Annotated in this window: 24 protein-coding genes; 12 read left to right on the forward strand and 12 right to left on the reverse strand. The window is 69.8% G+C overall.

The window, feature by feature from the left end:
* The first annotated feature begins 69 nt into the window (after positions 1 to 69).
* Both IPK24_15060 and IPK24_15065 read left to right on the forward strand, forming a co-directional pair.
* The gene (locus IPK24_15060) at positions 70 to 876 is read left to right on the forward strand and encodes a ParA family protein (protein MBK8076846.1); all 807 of its coding nucleotides are present in this window, start codon (positions 70 to 72) and stop codon (positions 874 to 876) included.
* A gap of 340 nt (positions 877 to 1216) precedes the next feature.
* Complete coding sequence (locus IPK24_15065) at positions 1217 to 2143, forward strand: DUF559 domain-containing protein (GenBank protein ID MBK8076847.1); 927 nt, start codon at positions 1217 to 1219, stop codon at positions 2141 to 2143.
* A gap of 187 nt (positions 2144 to 2330) precedes the next feature.
* On the opposite strand, the gene IPK24_15070 is transcribed toward IPK24_15065, so the two are convergent.
* The 11 genes from IPK24_15070 to IPK24_15120 form a co-directional block, all read right to left on the reverse strand.
* On the reverse strand, positions 2331 to 2900 hold the full coding sequence (locus IPK24_15070) for a MerR family transcriptional regulator (protein MBK8076848.1): 570 nt from the start codon (positions 2898 to 2900) through the stop codon (positions 2331 to 2333).
* Between the two features lie 230 nt (positions 2901 to 3130).
* The gene (locus tag IPK24_15075; protein ID MBK8076849.1) at positions 3131 to 3637 is read right to left on the reverse strand and encodes a bifunctional nuclease family protein; all 507 of its coding nucleotides are present in this window, start codon (positions 3635 to 3637) and stop codon (positions 3131 to 3133) included.
* A 56-nt stretch (positions 3638 to 3693) separates the two neighbouring features.
* A complete protein-coding gene (locus IPK24_15080) occupies positions 3694 to 4404 on the reverse strand; it encodes a MerR family transcriptional regulator (protein ID MBK8076850.1) in 711 nt (236 codons plus the stop codon).
* Positions 4405 to 4456: 52 nt separating this feature from the next.
* Positions 4457 to 4945 carry an FHA domain-containing protein gene (locus tag IPK24_15085; GenBank protein MBK8076851.1) on the reverse strand — a complete coding sequence of 163 codons (489 nt, stop codon included), beginning with the start codon at positions 4943 to 4945 and terminating at the stop codon, positions 4457 to 4459.
* A gap of 105 nt (positions 4946 to 5050) precedes the next feature.
* Positions 5051 to 5431, reverse strand: a complete 381-nt coding sequence (gcvH, locus tag IPK24_15090; protein MBK8076852.1) for a glycine cleavage system protein GcvH — start codon at positions 5429 to 5431, stop codon at positions 5051 to 5053.
* A 12-nt stretch (positions 5432 to 5443) separates the two neighbouring features.
* A complete protein-coding gene (locus IPK24_15095) occupies positions 5444 to 6250 on the reverse strand; it encodes a DUF881 domain-containing protein (GenBank protein ID MBK8076853.1) in 807 nt (268 codons plus the stop codon).
* 2 nt (positions 6251 to 6252) lie between these two features.
* Positions 6253 to 6585 carry a small basic family protein gene (locus IPK24_15100; protein MBK8076854.1) on the reverse strand — a complete coding sequence of 111 codons (333 nt, stop codon included), beginning with the start codon at positions 6583 to 6585 and terminating at the stop codon, positions 6253 to 6255.
* Complete coding sequence (locus tag IPK24_15105) at positions 6582 to 7454, reverse strand: DUF881 domain-containing protein (protein ID MBK8076855.1); 873 nt, start codon at positions 7452 to 7454, stop codon at positions 6582 to 6584. Before IPK24_15105 ends, IPK24_15100 begins: the two co-directional genes overlap by 4 nt.
* Positions 7451 to 8044, reverse strand: a complete 594-nt coding sequence (locus IPK24_15110; GenBank protein ID MBK8076856.1) for a CDP-alcohol phosphatidyltransferase family protein — start codon at positions 8042 to 8044, stop codon at positions 7451 to 7453. Before IPK24_15110 ends, IPK24_15105 begins: the two co-directional genes overlap by 4 nt.
* Positions 8045 to 8074: 30 nt before the next feature.
* Positions 8075 to 8575, reverse strand: a complete 501-nt coding sequence (locus tag IPK24_15115; protein MBK8076857.1) for a hemerythrin domain-containing protein — start codon at positions 8573 to 8575, stop codon at positions 8075 to 8077.
* A gap of 129 nt (positions 8576 to 8704) precedes the next feature.
* Positions 8705 to 9067 (reverse strand): PRC-barrel domain containing protein, encoded by a 363-nt coding sequence (locus IPK24_15120; protein MBK8076858.1) that lies wholly within the window; start codon positions 9065 to 9067, stop codon positions 8705 to 8707.
* A 163-nt stretch (positions 9068 to 9230) separates the two neighbouring features.
* Here IPK24_15120 and ctaD point away from each other — a divergent pair, with 163 nt between their 5' ends.
* The 5 genes from ctaD to IPK24_15145 all read left to right on the forward strand — a co-directional run bounded on the left by ctaD (position 9231) and on the right by IPK24_15145 (position 14416).
* Entirely contained in the window at positions 9231 to 11042 is a 1812-nt protein-coding gene (gene ctaD, locus IPK24_15125; protein ID MBK8076859.1) for a cytochrome c oxidase subunit I, read from the forward strand.
* A gap of 291 nt (positions 11043 to 11333) precedes the next feature.
* Positions 11334 to 12152 (forward strand): SigB/SigF/SigG family RNA polymerase sigma factor, encoded by an 819-nt coding sequence (locus IPK24_15130; protein ID MBK8076860.1) that lies wholly within the window; start codon positions 11334 to 11336, stop codon positions 12150 to 12152.
* 25 nt (positions 12153 to 12177) lie between these two features.
* Positions 12178 to 12453, forward strand: a complete 276-nt coding sequence (locus IPK24_15135; GenBank protein ID MBK8076861.1) for a GlsB/YeaQ/YmgE family stress response membrane protein — start codon at positions 12178 to 12180, stop codon at positions 12451 to 12453.
* Between the two features lie 137 nt (positions 12454 to 12590).
* Positions 12591 to 13931 (forward strand): ANTAR domain-containing protein, encoded by a 1341-nt coding sequence (locus tag IPK24_15140; GenBank protein MBK8076862.1) that lies wholly within the window; start codon positions 12591 to 12593, stop codon positions 13929 to 13931.
* Entirely contained in the window at positions 13928 to 14416 is a 489-nt protein-coding gene (locus IPK24_15145; GenBank protein MBK8076863.1) for a hypothetical protein, read from the forward strand. Before IPK24_15140 ends, IPK24_15145 begins: the two co-directional genes overlap by 4 nt.
* A 17-nt stretch (positions 14417 to 14433) precedes the next feature.
* On the opposite strand, the gene IPK24_15150 is transcribed toward IPK24_15145, so the two are convergent.
* Positions 14434 to 16371 carry a transketolase gene (locus tag IPK24_15150; protein MBK8076864.1) on the reverse strand — a complete coding sequence of 646 codons (1938 nt, stop codon included), beginning with the start codon at positions 16369 to 16371 and terminating at the stop codon, positions 14434 to 14436.
* A 582-nt stretch (positions 16372 to 16953) separates the two neighbouring features.
* Here IPK24_15150 and IPK24_15155 point away from each other — a divergent pair.
* From IPK24_15155 to IPK24_15175, 5 genes are all read left to right on the forward strand, one after another.
* A complete protein-coding gene (locus IPK24_15155; protein ID MBK8076865.1) occupies positions 16954 to 18225 on the forward strand; it encodes an ammonium transporter in 1272 nt (423 codons plus the stop codon).
* Positions 18222 to 18560, forward strand: coding sequence for a P-II family nitrogen regulator (locus tag IPK24_15160; protein ID MBK8076866.1), 339 nt, complete (start codon positions 18222 to 18224; stop codon positions 18558 to 18560). Before IPK24_15155 ends, IPK24_15160 begins: the two co-directional genes overlap by 4 nt.
* A 108-nt stretch (positions 18561 to 18668) precedes the next feature.
* Positions 18669 to 19175 (forward strand): pentapeptide repeat-containing protein, encoded by a 507-nt coding sequence (locus tag IPK24_15165; GenBank protein MBK8076867.1) that lies wholly within the window; start codon positions 18669 to 18671, stop codon positions 19173 to 19175.
* Between the two features lie 44 nt (positions 19176 to 19219).
* Positions 19220 to 19432 carry a hypothetical protein gene (locus IPK24_15170; protein MBK8076868.1) on the forward strand — a complete coding sequence of 71 codons (213 nt, stop codon included), beginning with the start codon at positions 19220 to 19222 and terminating at the stop codon, positions 19430 to 19432.
* Between the two features lie 27 nt (positions 19433 to 19459).
* Positions 19460 to 20233 carry an NAD-dependent protein deacylase gene (locus IPK24_15175; GenBank protein MBK8076869.1) on the forward strand — a complete coding sequence of 258 codons (774 nt, stop codon included), beginning with the start codon at positions 19460 to 19462 and terminating at the stop codon, positions 20231 to 20233.
* Positions 20234 to 20577 lie beyond the last annotated feature (344 nt).

A 20577-nucleotide genomic window follows, 5' to 3' on the forward strand; every position in this document is an offset into this window, starting at 1 on the left:
GTCAGGCTATCAGCGCTCACCGGTGCGGATGCGTGCCGCTCGAGGTGAGCGAGCGATAACGTCGTGAGTGTGATGGTGCTGAGCGTCTGCAGTCTCAAGGGCGGGGTCGGCAAGACCTCGGTGGTTCTCGGATTGGCCTCGGCCGCGTTGGCCCGGGGCGTCCCGACGTTGGTGATCGATCTCGATCCCCAAGGCGACGCCACCGTCGGGCTCAATGTGATCGACGATCAGGCGAACACCGTGGTCGACCTGCTGCGTCATCCGCGCCGGCGGCCGATCGCCGAGGTGGCGGTCCCCAGCGGCTGGACCGACGGCGTCCGGGGCCGGCTCGACGTGGTCGCCGGCTCGGAGGACGGCACGGCGCTGGACGGCCAGCAGGACGGCGAGCGCGGCCTGACCCGAGTCCGCCGGGCACTGGAGAAGGCGGATGACTACCGGCTGGTCATCCTGGACTGCCCGCCGTCCTTCGGCGGGCTGACCCGCAACGCCCTGGTCGCCAGCCGACGCGCCATCGTGGTGAGCGAACCCGGACTGTTCTCGGTGGCCGCGGCCGACCGAGCGCTGCGGGCGATCGATGGGCTGCGGCGTAGCGCGGCGCCCCAGCTGCAGCCGTTGGGCGTGGTGGTCAACAGGTACCGTGATCGCTCCCCCGAGCACCGTTACCGCCTCGGCGAGCTGTCGGACATGTTCGGGCCCCTGGTCCTGACCCCCTCGCTGCCCGAGCGCAGCGCCCTGCAGCAGGCCCAGGGCGCCAGCCAGCCCATCCACCGCTGGCCCGGCCCCGCCGCCAAGGAGCTGTCCGACGCCTTCGACCACCACCTGGCCCGGGTGATCCGGGTCAGTTCTCGCCAGCCCAAGCACGTGCGCTCCGCCTGAGCCGGCACCTCCCCGCCTCGCCTCGCCCCCTCGCCCCCTGACCGCCTCACCCCGCCTCCCGCCTCACCGCCTCGCCAACCACCAAGACTCTCCATGATCACCGTTAGATCGCAGTCTCCTACCGTTCAACCGGAGCAAACTGCGATCTAACGGTGATCATGGGCGGGTGTTGGTCGAGTGTTGGACGGGAGGGTCGAGCACGTCGCGCAGGTGGAGGGTTCCCCGCGAGCACCTCGCGACGTGGGTGACGTTGCGGGCACAGGACCCCGTCCCGGTCCCATGGTCCACAGGCCGGACGACGCCCCGAGCGTGCGGGACGACGTCCGGTGAAGGTGCCCGCATGGCACCCCTTGCACCGAGTCACCTGCAGCCCGCCCCGCTCTGCCCCGTTCCCCCGGAGGCCGATGAGCAGGGCGACGTCTTCACCCGCGCGCAGGCCGTCGCGGCGGGGTGGTCCGAACGCCAGGTCGACCGACGACTCGCATCCGGCCGGTGGCGGCGGGTCGTGGGGCGAGGTCTGACCGCCCGGTCCGGCCCGGACGCCGGCTGGCGCCGCGCGTGGGCCACGCAGCTCACCTGGCCCGAATCAGTGGTCGCCCTGACCGATGCGGCCGTGATCCACGGCTTCCCGGTGAGCCGCGAGGCCCCAGCGGTGGCCTACTCCCCAGCCGGACGTCGTCCGCTGAGCGGGCTGAGCGCCCTGCGGCGCACCCTTCCGGACGAGGACGTCGAGCTGGCGGCCGATCTGGCGCTGACCACACGCCGGCGCACCGCTCATGACTGCCTCGCCCTGCTCGACTGGCCCGACGCGCTCGACCTGTACGCCTGGCTCAGCACCCGCGAGGTGGTCACCCGCGATGACCTGTCCGGCTGGGCCTTGACCGAGACGAGCTGCCACGGCACCCCGCAGCTGGTCCGGTTGCTGCAGGTCACCCGTCACGGGGCGGTGAGCCGGGCGGAGGACCTCCTGCATCGGGTGCTGCGTGGCGGGCGCATCGTCGGCTGGCAGGCCGGCGTCCGGATCGACGACGCCGAGGGGCGCATCGGCGTGTTCGACGTCGTCTTCGCTCGGCAACGGTTGGTGGTCGAGGTCGACGGGCACCGAGCGCACTCGACGCCGACGGCCTTCGAGGAGGACCGTCACAAGCAGAACCGCCTGGTCAACGCCGGGTATCGGGTGCTGCGGTTCACCTGGCGCGACCTGATCGACCACCCCGACCGGGTACTGGCCCAGATCCGTTGCGCCCTCAACGAAGATCACCGTTAGATCGCATTTTGCTCCTCCTGGGCGGTGGCAAACTGCGATCTAACGGTGATCATGGAAGAACGAGGTGGCACGGGGTGACCCAGGGGCCTCGGGAGAGGGAGGGAACGGTGGAGGGAGAGAACGATGGAGGGAGGTAAGGAAATGTGGGAGGTAAGGAAGGGACGACGGCCGAGCAGAAGGAGGCGACTCAGCCGGCGCGGTGGCGACGGCGGTTGGCCAACTCGTCCGCGGGGTCATCCGCGACGGGCTCGCCGGGACGCTCACTCGGCAGCTCGCTGAGGCTTCCCTCGACCTCGCGCCACACCCGACCGACAGCGATCCCGAACACGCCCTGGCCACCCTGCACCAGGTCGAAGACCTCATCGGCCGAGGTGCACTCGTAGACGCTGGCGCCGTCGCTCATCAGCGTGAGCTGGGCCAGGTCTTCGACGCCGCGGTCACGAAGGTGCATGACGGCCACGCGGATCTGCTGGAGCGAGACCCCGGTGTCGAGCAAACGCTTGACCACCTTGAGCACCAGGATGTCGCGGAACCCGTAGAGCCGCTGGGTGCCGGATCCGGTCGCCGTACGAACGCTCGGCTCGACCAGACCGGTGCGTGCCCAGTAGTCGAGCTGACGGTAGGTGATGCCGGCCGCGCGGCAGGCGATGGGGCCGCGGTAACCGATCTGGTCATCGAGGTCGGGCAGATCGTCGTCGAACAACAGTCCCTGCGATCCGGCAGGCAATGGCGGCGCGGACGCTTTACGCGTACTCACGTCATGGGTGCCGCTCAACGCCGACCTCCTGTCCAAGCCCTCCCGGACGACCCGGCGATCGTGCCCCGACGTCCACCTCAACCTCGAGCTGAGGTTGAGACTGACGACATCGGCACGCCAACGGTGGAACTACACGGAGGGCGTTTTCCTTCTCGAACGGTAGGCGCCCGCCACCCGTGGGTCAACGAGCCCACCCCTGCGGACGACGGCGTGTCGCCCGATCGGCGTGGTCAACTCTCCGAAGGACCCGGAGTACCCGGTGCTCCGGGCGAACTCTCACCGAAATCCTCCGGCGAGATCTGGTCGAGGAACTCGCGGAACTTCTCCACCTCGTCCTCGTCCTCGTCGGGGACGGCGACGCCGCCCTCCTCCAGCACCTGGTCTGCTCCCATGATCCGCGAGCCGGTCCGCAACGCCAGGGCGATGGCGTCCGAAGACCGGGAATCGACGGTCAGGCCACCATCGAAGACCAGCTGGGCGTGAAAGACATTGTCCTTGATCGCGACGATGCGGACCTCTTCGAGCCGGCGTCCCAGCGCCCCGATGACGTCCTTGAGCAGATCATGGGTCAGCGGCCGCGGCGGGATCACCCCATTCTGGGCGAAGGCGATCGCGCTGGCCTCGGCAGCCGCAACCCAGATCGGCAGATACCGATCGCCGCCCCGTTCGCGCAGCAGCACGATGGGACTGTTCGACGGCATCTCGACCCGGACTCCGACCACATCCAGCTCACGCACACCTCACCGTACCTCGCAGCGCGTCACGGCGGCGATCGCTCGAGATGACCGGGGTCTCAGCCGAGCGTCTGATCCAGTGCTGCCTCGAGCAAGGCGGCGTGCAGCCTGACCGCCAGGGCCGCCACCTCGCGGGCGACCTCCTCCGCCTGACCGGCCGGCCCCGACCCCCGCTGCTGGCGCAACGGGGCGATGACCTGCTCGACCAAGCCTGCCTCACGATCGGCAGCGGTCCGGAACGGTCGCAGATGCCGCGGTTCGATGCCGAACGAGGCCAGCTCGCGCGCCGTCCGGGCGATGGTCAGCGCGTCCAGGCTGAACTGGCCACTGCGGCCGTCCGCGGTGATCAGGCCGTAGGCCTCCAACGCCTCGATCAGACGCTCATCGGCCCGGGCGGACTCGATCAACTCGGCGCGGGTCAGCCGGGCGGCGCCGTTGGAGGCGAACCGGTCCGCCGAGGCGACCGAGTCGGGCACCAGCCGAGGACTTCCGGGACGCACCGGCGCCGGACGCCCGGGCAGCGCGGCGGGTTGATGGCCGCGGTCCATGGCCTCGAGATGCTCACGAATCACCCGCAGCGGCAGATAGTGATCGCGCTGCACCGACAGCACGTAGCGCAACCGGTCGACGTCCGCATGCGAGAAGCGGCGATACCCGGACGGCGCGCGGTCGGGTTCGACCAACCCCTGATCCTCCAAGAAGCGGATCTTGGAGATGGTGACGTCCGGGAACTCGGGGCGCAGCTGGGCGAGCACCTCCCCGATGCTCATCGCCGCCCGCTGCGGCCCGCGTCGTCCTAGTGCGGGCTCGGGCACGACGCGATCACCACCCCGCGCCGGCTCCGCTGTCCCGCGGGCTGGGGTAGAACACCAATCGGTACTTTCCGATCTGCACCTCGTCGCCCGGGCGCAGCACCGCCTCGTCGATGCGGTCGCGCTGCACGTAGGTGCCGTTCAGGCTGCCCACGTCACGCACCACGAACTGGTTGCCCCGTCGGACGAACTCGGCGTGCTTGCGCGAGACCGTGACGTCGTCCAGGAAGATGTCGCTCTCCGGACGGCGCCCCGCGGTGGTGCGCTCGGCGTCCAGCAGGAAGCGGGCGCCGGTATTGGGGCCGCGCTGCACGACGAGCAGTGCCGAACCGGCCGGCAACGCCTCCACCGCCGTCAGGTCGGCCGTCGACAGGTCGGCAGTGGACGGCCCGCGCTCGGGCGCCTCGGCGGCATCCGCGGGAACAGCGCTGAAGGTGAGCGTGGTGTCGGGTCCGAATGCGTCCTCGCGCCCGTCCGGCCCGTTGGACGGAACCGTCATGACACCCTCCCTGTGACCAGTCGATCCGCAGTGGTCGAGCGGCAAGCCTAACCCTCCAGGGCAGGTAGAGACAGCCCACCTCGGAGGAGGTTGCCGGGCGGCCGATCAGCCCAGTTGAGCGGCGTACTGCTCAGCCGTCATCAGCGCGTCCAGGACGGCCTCGTCCTCGACCTCCACCTCGACCATCCAGCCGGCACCGTACGGGTCGCTGTTGACCAGCTCGGGACTGCCGTCCAGGTCGGGGTTCACCGCGACGACGACGCCCGGCACCGGTGACAGCAGCGGGCTGACGCTCTTGGTGGACTCGATCTCGCCACACTCGGCCCCGGCGCTCACCGCGTCGCCCTCGGCCGGCAGCGACACGAAGACGATGTCGCCGAGTGCCTCCTGCGCGTAGGAGGTGATCCCGACCCGGGCCCGACGGCCGTCGAGGCGCACCCACTCGTGATCGGTGGAGTAGCGCAGGTCCTGGGGGTAGTCCGACATCTCGATCCTCTCTCAGGGCGTGGCCTGCGGGGCGGGCCGAGCCGACTGGGGGGTGGGCACCGCGTGCAGTGCGCTCACTGTAATGCCGGCCCGCTCGGCCACCTGAGCAGTCACGTCACGAGACTTCAAGCTCTCGAGAATGCCGCCCGGGATGGCCAGCGCGCGGTGCAGGGTGGCGGCGTCCCCGATCGCCAGTAATCGGTACGGCGGGCTGACCGGGGCCTGGTCGACCAGGACACCGTCCGTCCCGTCCCGAAGGGCGGTCTGCACCACGATCCGCCGGTCACCCAGCTGGATCGCCTCGGCTCCGGCGCCCCGCAGCTCCTGCACGACGTCCAGCAACATCGACGCGCTCACGGTGCGGGCGGGGTCGGCGATGGTGAGCTCGATCCCCGGGCCCTGCGCGCCCCGGGTGCCGGCCAGGACGCCGTAGATGTCGAGCTGGTCTCGGGCCACCTTCTCCGAGATGGCCGCCCGGTCGGTACCCGATTGCAGCTCGGCGAGACGACCCTCGAGCTCGCGGGCCTGCGCATCCAGGCGTGACGACTGCTCGGTGACCTGCTGCAACAAGGAGATCAGCTCCCCCTGGCGCAGCGCCCCGACCGTCGAGGTCTGGGTCTGGCGTACCTGGGCCACGAGGGCGAACCCCAGGACGGCGCACAGCGCGGCCGCGAGCAGCTGACCGCGGGTGAGCGCCGGGCGCAGCGCAGACCGCAGCCGCCGACGGCCGTGAACGGTGACCTGCTCGGAGGAGGAATCCGGTGGTCTCTCGGGTAACGGAGCCGGCATCGGCGCGGCGCGCGAGGACTCGTGGGCCACGGTCAGGCCTTGAACAGATGCCGGCGAATCGCCGCGGCATTGGAGAAGATGCGAATCCCGAGCACCACCACGACCCCGGTCGCCAGCTGCGACCCGACGCCGAGTTGGTCGCCCAGATAGACCATCAGCGCAGCCACCACGATGTTCGACAGGAACGAGACGGTGAACACGCGATCGTCGAAGATCCCGTCGAGCACGGCCCGCAGACCACCGAGGACGGCGTCCAGGGCCGCCACCACGGCAATGGGCAGGTAGGGCTGCATCCAGATCGGCACGGTGGGTTCGACGACCAGGCCGGCGATGATGCCGACGACCAGGCCGAACAGGGCGATCACGAGGCCTCCTGGGTCGGGCTGGGACTCGCCACGGCGCCGGTGGGAACCGGCCGGGCGTACTGCAGGTGGAACGTAGCGCCTGCCCCCGACAGGGTGATCTCCTGCCGGGTGGTGATTCGCGAACCGATGCCGTCCGACTGCAACACCTGCAGGTACGAGGCGGCCAGGTCGCCGGCGAAGCGCGCCCGTAGCTGCTCCGGGTCGCCGACGGCCTCCACCCGGTAGGGCGGGAGCAGGGGTTGCAGGTCGACCAGGATCGCCTCACCGGCGGCACGGATCGCCGACAGTGTCGTCAGCCGATTGCCGTTGACGGCCACCGCCCGAGCCCCCGCCGCCCACAACCCGTTGACCACGATCTGCACGTCCCGGTCGCGCACCCGGCCGCGGTCCTCGCCATCGGCAGGTTCTGCCCCGGGCGCACGGGGTGCATCGCTCAGGTCGACCTGAACGCCCGGACCGCTGACCGACAACTCACCGGTCCACCGGCCGAGGTCGGCAACGTCGTCCGCCAGACCCTCGGCGCCGGCTCCGGTGAGCGCCTGGTCACGCAGCCGATCGATCTGACGGCGCTTCTCGTCCAGGGTGAGTCGAGTCCGGTCGACATGGTCGATCCGGCGTTGGATCTCGCCTTCGAGCGCACGCCGAGCACGCACCGCCTCCGGCGCCGGACGGCGAAGTTGCGCCACCGCACCCGTGGCGAGCAGCCCACAGAGCACGGCGACCACCAGCGTGAGCATCCGCGACACGGGGCCGGGGCGGTGCCCGTGAGCCCGTCGGGCCGCGGCCTCGGCATAGCCGGGGTCGAGCGGACGGTGCATCACCTCGGTCAACAGCGTCATCGAGGCATCCAGCCGCCCGGGCACCGTCACGAAGGCGCCGTCCGGTGCAGAACCACCACCTGGCGGACGTAGAGCGCCCCCACCCACCAATAGAGGACCAGCCCCCACCAGGCGAACGCCCAGCCGAGTGGACGGGCCACCACGGCGGCGCCCTGGCTGGCCTCGGCCAGCAGGAGCAGCGGAAAGGCGTAGAGCAACGAGAAGGTGGCTGCCTTGCCGAGCAGGTGCACCGGCAGGGGGCCGTACCCGAGCCTGGCCAACACCGGGATCGTCGGCACCAGGGCGATGTCCCGCGCCAACAGGATGACGACCAGCCACCACGGGATGACGTCCCGCCACGCCAGACCGATCACCGTGGCGACGATGTAGAGCCGGTCGGCCGCCGGATCGAGCAGTTGCCCCAGGCGCGAGACCTGCCCCCAGCGCCGCGCCAGAGTGCCGTCGAGGTAGTCCGAGAACCCGCTGATCACCAGGACGACGATCGCCAGGCCGTCACGACGCTCGAGAATGAGCCAGAAGAACACCGGCACCAAGAGCAGACGCACGGCGCTCAACGCGTTGGGGAGGGTCAGCACCCGGTCGCTGACGCCGTCCGGCCTCGTACCGTCCTGGACTGCCACCCGATCAGCCTAACGGCGCGGGCGGCCGTCTCAGGGGATGACCGCGTCGACAGCCCTGCGCAGCGCACTCGGCTGCGAGGGCTGGGTGGGCGCACTCGAACGCAGCTGCTCCATGCGCTGGCCGATCTCCTGAAGTTGGGTGCGGGACAACGCCTCACGCACCACGGGGAACCAGTCGTCCTCCTCCTCGGCGATGTGGTGGGTGACGTTCTCCGCCAGGACGGTCATCTTGGCCACGAACCGCTCGTCCGACACCGGCAGGTTCGCCAGTTCGGCGGCCAGCAGGTCGGCCACGTGGTGTTCCTCGTAGGACTCGAGGATGTCCGCCTCGAGATCAGGCACGAGCCGCCTCACCTCGGGATACATGACCTCGTTCTCCAGGTGGGTGTGAACCGTGAGCTCACGCAGGATCTGTGCGGTGAGCTCGCCCCGTCGGGTCTCGGCCCGCGGGCCGGTCTCCGCGAAGCGCCGGAACAAGGCCTTGATGCGCTTGTGGTCTTCTCGCAGGATCACGATGGCGTCGCTGGACATGCACGCTCACTTCCTTCGTCGGCGCAGGCACCGGTGAGCGCCATCGCCCACCGGTGCCTGCAGTCGTCAGGGCTCATCTCACTCGGCCCCGCTCGAGGGCTGGTCGCCGACGAACGGGAGTGCCCTGGGTCAGCGCACCGGACCCATCGGCCCGTAGTAGCTGCCGAGGGTGCCCAGGTACTCCGGGTCGATCGTCCGGTCGGCGTCGAACTCCGGGGAGTCCTTGATCTGCTCCTTGGTGAGGTCGACCCACACCTTGTGGCCCGCCTCGTCCACCTCCGTGACCAGACCGGCCGGGATCACGACCTTGCGACCGAAGATCCACTTACCGGTGTCGACCACCAGGTGGGCGGAGTCCACGTCGACCGTGGCCTCGTCCACCGTGCCGATGCTGCCGTCACGAGCCTCCACCTGGTAATCGACCAGGTCGACTCCGCCGGGCGTGAGGGCTCCGGGGTAGTTCCACAACGAGTTGTCCACGTCGTCCTCCATGTGTCGGGGTTTGGGACGAACTCGGGCTACCCGTGTCGCCGAGGCCCAAACCACCCGCACCCCGCACCCGTGACGGCCGAGGGGTTCCACGGGCCGCGGCTCGGGTCGCGCAGGACGTCCGGGCGAGGTGTGCTGTCGGCACATCGAGCCCGAGGAGTTCGCCATGACCGCGATCAGGCCGGAGCGCTCGGGTGTCAACGTGGACGACACCCCGGTTGCGGTGAGTTCCCTCGCGTCCACCCCCACCGTGACCCGAGGCGATGGTGAGGAGCCGACTCCTCGGGAGTCGCCGTGGGTGTCCGTCCTGTGGTCCACCGACCACAAGGTGGTGGGCATGCTCTACCTGTACACGGCGCTGGGGTTCTTCCTACTCGCCGGGATCATGGCCATGATGATCCGGGCGGAGCTGGCTACCCCAGGCCTGGACCTGGTGCAGTCCAAGGACCAGTACAACCAGTTGTTCACGATGCACGGCACCCTGATGCTGCTGCAGTTCGCCACCCCGATGTTCGCGGCGTTCGCCAACCTGTTGGTGCCGATCCAGATCGGTGCACCGGACGTCGCGTTCCCCCGCCTGAACATGTTGTCGTACTGGATGTACCTGTTCGGCAGTCTGATCGTGGTCTCGGGCTTCCTCTTGCCCGGGGGCGCGGCGTCCTTCGGCTGGACCGCGTACGCCCCGTTGTCCGACGCCACCTACTCCCCCGGGCTGGGCGGCAATCTCTGGGTGCTCGGCCTGGCGCTGGGCGGGTTCTCGACCATTCTGGGGGCGGTCAACTTCCTGACCACGATCGTCTGCCTGCGCGCCCCGGGCATGACCATGTTCCGGTTGTCGCTGTTCTGCTGGAACATCGTGGTCACCAGCCTGTTGGTGATCATCGCCTTTCCCCTGCTCGCCGCGGCGCTCTTCGGGCTGGCGGCGGATCGGATCGCCGGGGCTCAACTCTTCGTGCCGGAGAACGGCGGCGCCCTGTTGTGGCAACACCTGTTCTGGTTCTTCGGTCACCCGGAGGTCTACATCGTGGCGTTGCCGTTCTTCGGCATCGTCAGCGAGATCATCCCGGTGTTCAGTCGCAAACCGATCTTCGGCTACCGGGGCATGGTCTACGCCACGATCGTCATCGGCGCGTTGTCCGTCGCGGTGTGGGCGCATCACATGTTCGTCACCGGGCAGGTCTCCTTCGCCTTCTTCGCCGGGGCGACGATGCTCATCGCGATCCCGACGGGGATCAAGTTCTTCAACTGGATCGGCACCATGTGGCGCGGCAGCCTGAGTTTCGAGACCCCCATGTTGTGGTGTCTGGGCTTTCTCGTGACCTTCCTGTTCGGTGGGCTGACCGGCGTCATCCTGTCGGCTCCCCCGTTGGACTGGCACGTGACCGATACCTACTTCGTGGTGGCCCACTTCCACTATGTGCTGTTCGGCACCGTGGTCTTCGCCACCTTCGGTGGGTTCTACTTCTGGTGGCCCAAGTGGACCGGACGCTTCCTCGACGAGAAGCTGGGCACGTGGCACTTCTGGACGACGTTCATCGGCTTCCAGATCACCTTCCTGATCCAGCACTGGCTGGGGGCAGCCGGCATGCCTCGGCGGGTCGCGGACTACCTCCCCGAGGACGGATACACCCTCGCGAATCGCTTCTCGACGGCGGGAGCCTTCCTGCTGGCGATCTCGATGGCCATCTTCCTGGTCAACCTCGGGCGCACCATGCGACGACCTCGGGCCGCACTGGCCGCCGACCCGTGGGGTCACGGACGATCACTGGAGTGGGCCACCGCGAGCCCGGTACCGCGGCACAACTTCCTCGCCCTGCCTCGGATCCGTTCCGAGTCACCGGCTTTCGATCTCCACCACCCTGAAGCTGCACTGGCAGAAGTGGTTCCACCACGCAGAACCGGTCAGGAACCAGCCACCGGCGACCCCACCATCCTCACCGATCTCCTGGGTGACGCCGAACGCACCGACGACCGGTAGCCGGGTGGCCGAACCGAGAATCCCGGATCCGGCAGGGACAACTCCGGTTGCCGTAGGGCACGACCGGCTCTAGCGTCCTCCTACACGCATCACCGTCTGGCGCTCCAGAAGCAGGGTGCCGGCCGCTCCCGAGAGGTCTCCTGTCGGTAGTGCCCGCCTTGCGGTCTCCGGCCATGAACCGTTGCTGCGCTGCGGGTCTCACCTGGCAGTTCCGTGCACGGCCGCGCCGTGCCCCGAGGCCTCTTCCACCGGTTCCGATCCGGAGGAAGAACTCCCGTGACCGCCACAACCATGCCCATCGACGAGTGTGCCCCCAGTCCCGATCGCTTCCCGCTCACCCATGCCCTCTTCCTCGAGATGACCACAGCCGCGGACGAGGTGACCCAGCGCCGTGTGCGTACCGAGCTCATCGAGGTGTACTGGGGCCTGGCCCGCCGGTTGGCCCGCCGGTTCCGCCATCGCGGCGAGCCGGAGGACGACCTGGTCCAGGTGGCAGCGATCGGCCTGATCAAGGCCATCGACGGCTTCGACCCCGTTCGAGGCAGCGCCTTCACCAGCTATGCCATCCCGACGATCCTGGGTGAGCTGCGCCGCCACTTCCGCGACAAGGGCTGGGACGTCAGGGTGCCGCGCCGCTTCCAGGAACTGCGCCTGGAGATCGCGGCAGCCAGCGACCGACTGACACATGAGCTGGGGCGGCTGCCGAACCCCGCCGACGTAGCCGTGGCGCTGGCCGTCAGCGAGGACGACGTCCGCGAGAGCCTGGCCGCTGGGAGCGCCTACAGCGCCACCTCGCTGCAGCGACCCCTCGGCCATCACGAGGACGGCGCCTGCCTGGGCGACCTACTGGCCCACGAAGAGCGCGGTTACCGGCACGTCGAGGCCTGTGCCGTACTGCGGGCCGCCCTGAGCGACCTGCCGGAACGGGAGCGCCACATCTTGGGCCTGCGTTTCTATCACCAACTCACGCAGTCCGAGATCGCCGACGAGGTCGGCATGTCCCAGATGCATGTCTCACGACTGCTGACCCGATCGCTCGAACGGTTGCGTGAACGACTCACCGACAGTTGTGGCCTCGATCGCGAGGACCACGTGCCGCTCGCCAGCTGACCTGAAACCCACACAAGGAGAAGACATGTTGATGTTCGTCATCACTTTGATCATCATCGGCGGGATTGCCGGACTGATCGCCCGCCTGGTCGTTCCCGGGCGTGACCCCATGGGCATCCTCGGAACCATCGTCCTGGGCATCATCGGGTCGTTCATCGGAGGATTCCTGGGCTACTACCTGCTCGGTGCCGACACCAGTGAAGGGGCAGTCCAGCCGGCAGGCATCGTGGGGTCGATCGTCGGAGCCATCCTCGCCCTGCTCATCCTGCGCGTGAGCTCGCGGAGCCGCACCAGCATCTGATGGTCGCACTCCGGCTCGTGTCCATCCGGGAGGGCGCACTGCGCCCTCCCGGGGCAGACTCGCCTGGCAGAGCCATCTATTGCCGACCACCGGCCGCATGGCCGGTGGCTCGCGACGAGCCGAGGTACACACCGTTCATGGCAAGTCCCCAGACAACTCCACCGTCCGATGGCGCGCAGGCCGAGACCCTCCTGCTGGCCACGGTCGATCGGCTGCGCAACGAGGTCGACGGGTTACGTCATGCCATGCGCAGCCGAGCCGTCATCGAACAGGCCAAGGGCATGTTCATGGAGCGGTACGGCTGTACCGACGACGAGGCCTTCACCCGGCTGTCGCGCTTCTCGCAGCAAACCAATCTCAAACTGGCCGATGTGGCCTTCGCGCTCGTGTCCAGCGGCCGCCCGGATGGACCCGAACACCCCGAACCCGCCGATTCGGAGGCCACCGCGCCCTCGCCGAGGCAGGTTCGCGCCGCGGCCCGGCGGCGCAAGGACCACCGGCTGGGGCACCGAGCCACCGGCGATCCACAGCTGGCCGACCGGGTACGTGATCGCGGCCGCTGGGTCCGGTTGCGTTCCGAGCTGCTGTCGGCAGGTACGGGCCACGAGGTGGTCGATGCCGTGCGCGGCGCGCTCGACATCTGGCCGCCGAGCACCGTCGTCCTGGCTGCTGTGGACATGAGCGGGGCGCTCGTGCTGCTGGGCCATCACGGGGTACCGGCAGCGGTGGCGGTTCGCTGGCACCGGCTACCGCTCGATCTCCCGCTGCCGGTGTGTGAGGTGGCCCGGACCGGGCAGGGTGCCTGGTGGGACGGCTCCACCCCTCACCGACCCGAGGGCCTCGGCTTCGGCATCCCCGACGCGTGGGCGCTCGCCACGGTCCTGGCCCTGCGGCGCCATGATCGGGTGGTCGGCGTCCTGGCGCTCACCTGGCCGCATGACGGCCCACGACCCCTGCCCGGCGACCCGGCCCTGACCCGACTGCTCGGCGACGTGGCCGAGGCGGTGCAACGCCTGGCCACCCCCGTGCTCCCCATCCGCGGAAACCGTTCTGCGACACCGGCTGCGCGGCAGGCTTCGGATCCGAACGCACCCGACCCCGCGTTCGCGCTGCTCGACGTCCTCTACGACGCGGTCCTGCTCTGCGGCCCCGTGACCGCCTCCGACAGGACGGTCACCGATCTCCGCATCCGGCACGCCAATCCGGCTGCCGTGCGACGGATCGGTCGCCAGCTGTCCGACCTGGTCGGGCGTGACCTGCTCGAGCTCTTTCCGGACGCCGCGGTGAACGGCTTGTTGGCCATGTGCCTGCACGTCTGGGAGACCGGGGAACTGGCTGAGCTGCACCGTCTTCCACGTCGCCAGGGCGAGCCATCGGGTCCCTGGGGGGAGGCACGCGTGTCGCGATATCGCGACGGTGTGCTGATCACCTGGACCGGCAGGGAGGCCCCCGAATCGTCAGGAGGAGCCACGTCATGAACGAGCGTGACCGCGGGCCGACCGGCCAGAGCGCTCCTCGTGCAGAAGACGACCCCGCCGCCGCCGTGGACGAGACTCCCCCGTCCTGGCACGCCGCGATCACCCTGCCCGGTCATGCCGGCGCTCCTCGAGCGGCACGTCGACTGGTGTCCACCCTGCTGATCGCCTGGGATGTCGCGGATCAGGTGGAACCGGCAGAGTTGATCGCCAGTGAGCTGGTGAACTTCGCCGTCGGGATGCAGCCCACTCGCGAGCTGGAACTCCAGATCACCATGGATCAGGACGACCTGTGCATCGTGCTGGTCGGAGGCCCCACCGAGCCGGGCCGACAGGCTGTCACGCCGTGGGGGCACCCCGCGCTGTTTCTGGTCGACCGCCTGGCCGACGACTGGGGCCTGGACCAGTCCGGGCGCCATGCCCGGCTGTGGGCACGGATCGACATCACCGAGGGCCGCTCGGGCGACGGTTGGTCCGGCGAGGGTTAGACGTGGGTTAGACGGGGTTAGACGGGCTCGATCGCCGCGCGCACGGCCTGTTCGATGGCCTCGGCATCGATGCCGGCCGCCCCCAGCAACTGCTCGGCGGTCCCCGAGGTGGCCACCTGACGCACCGCCAGCACGCTCACCGGCGGACGTGAGGTATGCCCGGCCAACTCCGACAGCACGGCCTCGCCGAGGCCGCCCTCGGGCCGGTGGTCCTCCACGGTGATCAGCGCCCGGGTCTCGTCGGCGGCTCGGCGGATCGCCGCGCCGTCCAGGGGTTTGATCGAGTAACAGTCGAGCACCCGGACGGCGATGCCTGCGCCGGCCAGCTCACGCGCCGCTCGTTCGGCCTCGTCCACCGTGACGCCGCAGGCGATCACCGTGACCTGGTCTTCGGTCGTCCCACCACGGACCAGACGGCTGCCCCCGACGGTCACGGCCTCGCTGGCAGCGGTGCGGACCAGGGTGGGACTGCGTAACGTGCGCAGGTAGCTGATCCCGGGAAGATCCGCCATCGCCTCGACCAGGCGGGCAGTCTGATTGGCATCCGAGGGGTGTAGGACGACGCTGCCGGGCAGTGCCCGCATCATCGCGATGTCCTCCAACGCCATCTGGGACGGCCCGTCCTCGCCGATGGCCACCCCGGCATGTGAGCCCACCAGGCACAGGTCGGCTCGTGAGATCGCCGCCATGCGGATGACATCGTGCGCCCGGCTGAGGAAGGCCGCGAACGTCGAGGCGAACACCCGCCGATGGCGCACCTGCAATCCCACGGCTGCCGCCACCATCTGTTGTTCGGCGATGAACATCTCGAAGTAGCGGCCCGGGTGAGCCTGGGCGAAGGCCTGCGAGAAGGTCGAGTTCGAGACCTCGGCGTCCAGGACGACCACATCGGGACGTTCATCGCCCAGTGCGGCCAACGCCCGGCCGTAGGCCTGTCGTGTGGCGACACGATCGCCCGGCAGCCAGGACGGCCGTTGCGGGCGGTGTGCCGGTTCGGCTTCCGACACGTCCGTTCGCTCGGGAGTGTCCGGGCCACCGCGAGTCGGCTCCGGAGCCACCGGCCGCTCCGACGACCCCGCCGTCTCCTCGTCACGATGGCGCACCGGGAGCCGCACCTGAATCGACTGCAGCCCACCCAGCTCGGCGATGGCGGCCGTGGGGTCGGTCAACGGCTTGCCGTGATGACCAGGGCGATCCTCGACGTCCGCGACGCCACGGCCCTTGATCGTGCGCGCCAGGATCGCCGTCGGCCGGTCGCCGTTGTGCATCACGGCATCGAAAGCGGCGGCGATCTGCTCCAGATCGTGGCCGTCCACCGAGATCGCCTCCCAGCCGAAGGCCGTCAACCGGGCCGCATAGGCCGCCAGGTTCCACCCGAGCATCGTCTCGCGGGTCTGCCCCCAGCGATTCACGTCGACGATGGCGGTGAGGCGGGACAACCGAGCCCAGCCGCCGTACTGGAACGCCTCCCACATCGACCCCTCGGCGAGTTCGGAGTCACCGCACAACACCCAGGTCCGGTACGGGATCCGATCGAGATCGCGTCCGGCGAGAGCGATCCCCACGCCGATCGGCAGTCCCTGACCCAAGGACCCCGTGGCCACCTCGGTCGGGGGCAGGCGGGGCGTCGGATGTCCCTCGAGACGGCTGCCGAAGCGGCGGTAGGTGAGCAGCTCGGCGTCACTGATCACGCCGGCGGCCTTGAGCATCGCGTAGTAGAGCGGCGAGGCGTGCCCCTTGGAGAAGATCAGGTGGTCGTTTCCGGGATCTCCGGGCGCGTCCAGATCCATGGTCAGGTAGCCGTCGAGCAGCACGGCCATCAGGTCGGCCGCCGACATCGACGAGGTGGGGTGACCCGAACCGGCGGCAGCCGTGCACCGCACGGCGTCCACCCGGAGTTGGCGGGCCAGGTCGGTGCGGGCCCGAGTACGCGACGAGGTGCCGAGGACGGTCATGTGTTCTGCTCCTTCAGGATCGACGACGGTGACGCATGGGCAGCAGGAACCACAGCACTGAGAACGTGAGCCCGGTGCCGACCGCCAGGCCGATCGACCACCTGCCCAGGACCAGACCGGGGGGCGGCGCCCCCCGGCCCGGCACCGCCGGGGCCGGACCCCCCCCGGGGCGGGGCGGGGGGGGGGGGGGGGGGGGGGCCGGGCGCCGCCCCGGCCCGGGGGCGGGGGGGCCGGCCCGGCCGCCCCGGGGGGGGGGGGGGCCGCGGCCCCCGGCGCCGGGGGCGGGGCGGCCCCCCCCCGCCCCGCGGGCGCCCGGGGGGGGCCGCGCGGGGGGGGGGGGGGGCCCCCCGGGGGGGGGGGGGGGGGGGGGGGGGGGGGGGGCCCCCGGGCCGGGGGGGGGGCGGCGACGACATGGTCTTCGGGGTTACCGCTCCGCGGCGTTTCTCAAACCCCTCCGGCTGTGGACAAGGACACGGCCGTGCAGGAAGACGAAACATCGCCGCAACATGCCCGGAATCGCGCCGTAACCGAGGGCACCGAGCCTCACCCAGGGGCCGGCACAGCCGGCAGCGAGGAGGGGTCATGAACACGATCGACAGCGGGGACACCGCCTGGGTGTTGGTCTGTACGGCTCTGGTCCTGCTGATGACCCCGGGCCTGGCCTTCTTCTACGCCGGCATGGTGCGGGCCAAGAACGTGCTCGGCATGCTGATGCAGAACTTCGTGGCCATCGCCGTGGTGTCGGTGACCTGGACGCTGGTCGGCTACTCCCTGGCCTTCGGCCGCGATGCCGGCGCCGGGCTGGTGGGATCGCTGGACATGGTGGGCCTGCGCCACGCCGCGACGTCCGTGCCGGGCTTCGACAACCTGACCATCCCGCCCTTCGCCTTCATGGCATTCCAGTTGATGTTCGCCATCGTGACCACGGCGCTGCTGACGGGCGCGGTGGCCGACCGGATGCGCTTCGGGGCGTTCGTGGCGGTCTCGGCCACGTGGTCGGTGCTGGTCTATGCCCCGCTGGCCCACTGGTCGTTCTCCCCCGGGGGGTGGCTCTACCAGCTCGGGTTGCTCGATTTCGCCGGCGGCACCGTGGTCGAGATCTGTTCCGGCGCGTCATCCCTCGCCCTGGCGCTGGTGATCGGACGACGCCACGGCTGGCCGCGTGAGGCGATGCCACCGCACAACCTGACCCTGACGCTGCTCGGCGCCGGGCTGCTGTGGTTCGGGTGGATCGGCTTCAACGCCGGGTCTGCTCTGTCGGCCGGTGACCTGGCGGCGCGGGCGGCGGTGGCCACGCACCTGTCCGGGGTCGGCGGCATGATCGGTTGGCTGATCATCGAGAAGCGGACGTCGGGGCACGCGACCACGCTGGGTGCGGCGTCCGGCGCCGTGGCCGGGTTGGTGGCGATCACCCCGGCGGCCGGGTATGTCGACGCCGTGCCCGCGCTGGTGCTGGGTGGTCTCGCCGGGGCCGTCTGCCTGCTGGCGATCCGGCTGAAGTTCCGCTTCGGGTACGACGACTCGCTCGACGTCGTCGCGGTGCACTACGTGGGTGGGGTGATCGGCACCCTGTTCGTCGGTCTGTTCGCCGCCCCGGTGGTCAATGCGGCGATCACTCACAAGGGGCTGCTGCTCGGCGGCGGGCTCACCCAGCTGGGGCTCCAGGCACTCGGCGTGGTCGTCGCCTCGGCCTGGGCCTTCGGGATGACCTTCCTCATCGCGAAGGCGGTCGACCGCGTGATGGGCCTTCGGGTGCTGCCCGAGCACGAGGTCGAGGGTCTGGACTACAGCCAACATGCCGAGACCGCCTACGAACTCGGGACGACCAGCGGAGCGGGTAGGTTCGGGCGATGAAGCTCATCACGGCAGTGCTCAAGCCCCACAAACTGGGCGATGTCAAGGACGCGCTCCAGGCATGTGGCGTGCAGGGCATGACGGTCAGCGAGGCTCAGGGACACGGACGTCAGCGGGGGCACACCGAGGTCTATCGGGGTGCCGAGTATCAGATCGACTTCGTCCCCAAGGTGCGGCTCGAGATCATCGTCGACAACGAGGACGTCGCCCGCATCCTCGAGGTGCTGGTGGCCGCGGCGCGCAGCGGACAGATCGGCGACGGCAAGGTCTGGGTGACACCGGTCGAGGACATCATCCGGGTGCGCACCGGCGAACACGGGCACGACGCCCTCTGAGCTCGGTGACTGAACTGCGCACCTGCCGCTCCCACGTTCGGCTGATCCGCTCGTCCATCGCCGCGCACGATCGTCGTCCCTGTCAGCATCGCGTAGGTGACCGCGTCGATGGTGATGGCAGACCAGGCGCCGGCGCCTACCCCCCTGCCGTGGTTCTGGGTGATCGCCGCGGCAATCACCCTGATCTCGGTGCTGATCGCCGGATGGCGGTTCTGGAGAGGCGGAGCACCCGGCGTCGCCGCCCCCGCGCCGACCACGATGGTGTGTCTCGACCGGGCATCCCTGGTCCACGCCCGGTTGGCCGGGGCGACTCTGGCGGACGTGTCGCTGCGCGGCGCGGATCTGTCGGGCGCCGAGCTGTCCGGCACCGATCTCAGTGGAGCCGACCTACGGGGTGCGAGGCTCAGGGGGGCGGTGCTCGTCGGCGCGAACCTGACCGGCGCCTGCCTGCTCGGAGCGGATCTCGCTGATGCGGTGATCACTTCCGCGATCTTGACGGACGTGCGCCACGACCCTCACACCTTCGCCCGCTGCATCAGCGATGCGCCGTCCCCGGCTCCGGCCGTCCCCGCAGCCGACGTGCCACCGGTTGGCGTCACGCAGCACGTCACGTGATCCGTCGGCTCAATGACCGAGGGCCAACAGCCGAACTGCCAGACATGGAATGGACCAGGGCCTTCGTCGGCATGGCGAGCACCCTCATGATCGCCATGGGCTCCTCGATCTGGGGGGCACTGTTCTCCCGGGACAGGCAGCCATCGGGCGCGCCGACGTTGCGCCAGCAGGGGTGGTTCTGGGGGGCCATGGTCATGCTGCTGGTCGGCGCCTTCTTCGGCATCGTCGCCGCCGGCGCACTTCCACTCTCCAGCTGATCCCCTCCATCCACATAGGGTCACAGGATGACGCTCTCTGTGCCCGAGACTCTTCTGTCGCTGGCTCGACGAGCTCGGCGGGTGACGGTGCTGACCGGTGCCGGGATGTCGGCGGAGTCAGGGGTGCCGACCTTTCGCGATGCCCAGCAGGGGCTGTGGTCACGGTTCGACCCCACCGAGTTGGCCACCCCGCAGGCCTGGCACCGCGATCCGGCGCTGGTGAACGCCTGGTATCTGTGGCGGGTGGCGTTGGTCCGTCGGGCCGAGCCACACGCCGGTCACCGGGCACTCGCGGCCTGGGCGCGGCGTGCCGAGGTGGAGCTGCGCATCGTCACGCAGAACGTCGACGACCTGCACGAGCGCGCGGGGTCGCCGGTGCTCGCGCATCTGCACGGCAGCCTCTTCGCGTGGCGGTGTGACCGCTGCGGCGAGCCGGCCGAGATCCCGTCCACCCCGCTCAGCGGCGACGGGGAGCCACTCGATCACGTCGCGCCGACCGGTTGCCCCCTTTGCCCCGGACGGCGCCGTCCCGGGGTGGTGTGGTTCGGAGAGGCGTTGCCGTCGAAGGCTTTCCAGATGGCCCAGGCCGCCTGCCGAGCGACGGATCTGGTGCTGGTCATCGGCACCTCGGGACTCGTCCACCCCGCAGCCTCCCTGCCGCACCTGGCGACCGCGGCCGGGATCCCGGTGATCGAGATCGACCCACATGCCACGGCCCTCGGCGCTGCCGCCGATCACACCTGGCATGCCACCGCAGGCGAGGCGCTCCCGCTGCTGGTCGCCGCCCTGGACGCCGACTGACCTCGCACCGGGCCAACGCAGGTCACGGCAGAATTGACGCCCGCTCGATCAACCTTCTCTCAAGCCGATGTCATCACTGATGCAGCCCCCTTGGCGACCGCCGTCAATGCCCCTACGTTCACTGCCACAAGGTCCGAACCTGGACACATCCGGCACACGGCTTCGGGGGCCTCACGTGACCGACTTTTCACCGTTCCCTGGCGACTCTGATCGCCCGGACGTCGAAACCCCTTCTACCGAAGGGTCTTTCGACGCACTTCTGAGTTCCGATGAGCCATCGCAGCAACCGGTTCCTGCCGCTGTCGGCACCCGCCGGCAGCGGGTCGCCGACGAGCAGGGTCGCG

The sequence above is a fragment of the Kineosporiaceae bacterium genome (assembly GCA_016713225.1).
GTDB lineage: Bacteria > Actinomycetota > Actinomycetes > Actinomycetales > Kineosporiaceae > JADJPO01.

What these genes read in the sequence shown, in the direction of transcription:
- IPK24_15065 (MBK8076847.1), top strand. Translation starts at nt 1,217, where the DNA reads ATGGCACCCCTTGCACCGAGTCACCTGCAGCCCGCCCCGCTCTGCCCC.
- IPK24_15080 (MBK8076850.1), bottom strand. Translation starts at nt 4,404, where the DNA reads ATGAGCATCGGGGAGGTGCTCGCCCAGCTGCGCCCCGAGTTCCCGGAC.
- IPK24_15085 (MBK8076851.1), bottom strand. Translation starts at nt 4,945, where the DNA reads ATGACGGTTCCGTCCAACGGGCCGGACGGGCGCGAGGACGCATTCGGA.
- gcvH (MBK8076852.1), bottom strand. Translation starts at nt 5,431, where the DNA reads ATGTCGGACTACCCCCAGGACCTGCGCTACTCCACCGATCACGAGTGG.
- IPK24_15115 (MBK8076857.1), bottom strand. Translation starts at nt 8,575, where the DNA reads ATGTCCAGCGACGCCATCGTGATCCTGCGAGAAGACCACAAGCGCATC.
- IPK24_15120 (MBK8076858.1), bottom strand. Translation starts at nt 9,067, where the DNA reads ATGGAGGACGACGTGGACAACTCGTTGTGGAACTACCCCGGAGCCCTC.
- ctaD (MBK8076859.1), top strand. Translation starts at nt 9,231, where the DNA reads ATGACCGCGATCAGGCCGGAGCGCTCGGGTGTCAACGTGGACGACACC.
- IPK24_15130 (MBK8076860.1), top strand. Translation starts at nt 11,334, where the DNA reads ATGCCCATCGACGAGTGTGCCCCCAGTCCCGATCGCTTCCCGCTCACC.
- IPK24_15135 (MBK8076861.1), top strand. Translation starts at nt 12,178, where the DNA reads ATGTTGATGTTCGTCATCACTTTGATCATCATCGGCGGGATTGCCGGA.
- IPK24_15140 (MBK8076862.1), top strand. Translation starts at nt 12,591, where the DNA reads ATGGCAAGTCCCCAGACAACTCCACCGTCCGATGGCGCGCAGGCCGAG.
- IPK24_15145 (MBK8076863.1), top strand. Translation starts at nt 13,928, where the DNA reads ATGAACGAGCGTGACCGCGGGCCGACCGGCCAGAGCGCTCCTCGTGCA.
- IPK24_15150 (MBK8076864.1), bottom strand. Translation starts at nt 16,371, where the DNA reads ATGACCGTCCTCGGCACCTCGTCGCGTACTCGGGCCCGCACCGACCTG.
- IPK24_15155 (MBK8076865.1), top strand. Translation starts at nt 16,954, where the DNA reads ATGAACACGATCGACAGCGGGGACACCGCCTGGGTGTTGGTCTGTACG.
- IPK24_15160 (MBK8076866.1), top strand. Translation starts at nt 18,222, where the DNA reads ATGAAGCTCATCACGGCAGTGCTCAAGCCCCACAAACTGGGCGATGTC.
- IPK24_15165 (MBK8076867.1), top strand. Translation starts at nt 18,669, where the DNA reads ATGGTGATGGCAGACCAGGCGCCGGCGCCTACCCCCCTGCCGTGGTTC.
- IPK24_15170 (MBK8076868.1), top strand. Translation starts at nt 19,220, where the DNA reads ATGGAATGGACCAGGGCCTTCGTCGGCATGGCGAGCACCCTCATGATC.
- IPK24_15175 (MBK8076869.1), top strand. Translation starts at nt 19,460, where the DNA reads ATGACGCTCTCTGTGCCCGAGACTCTTCTGTCGCTGGCTCGACGAGCT.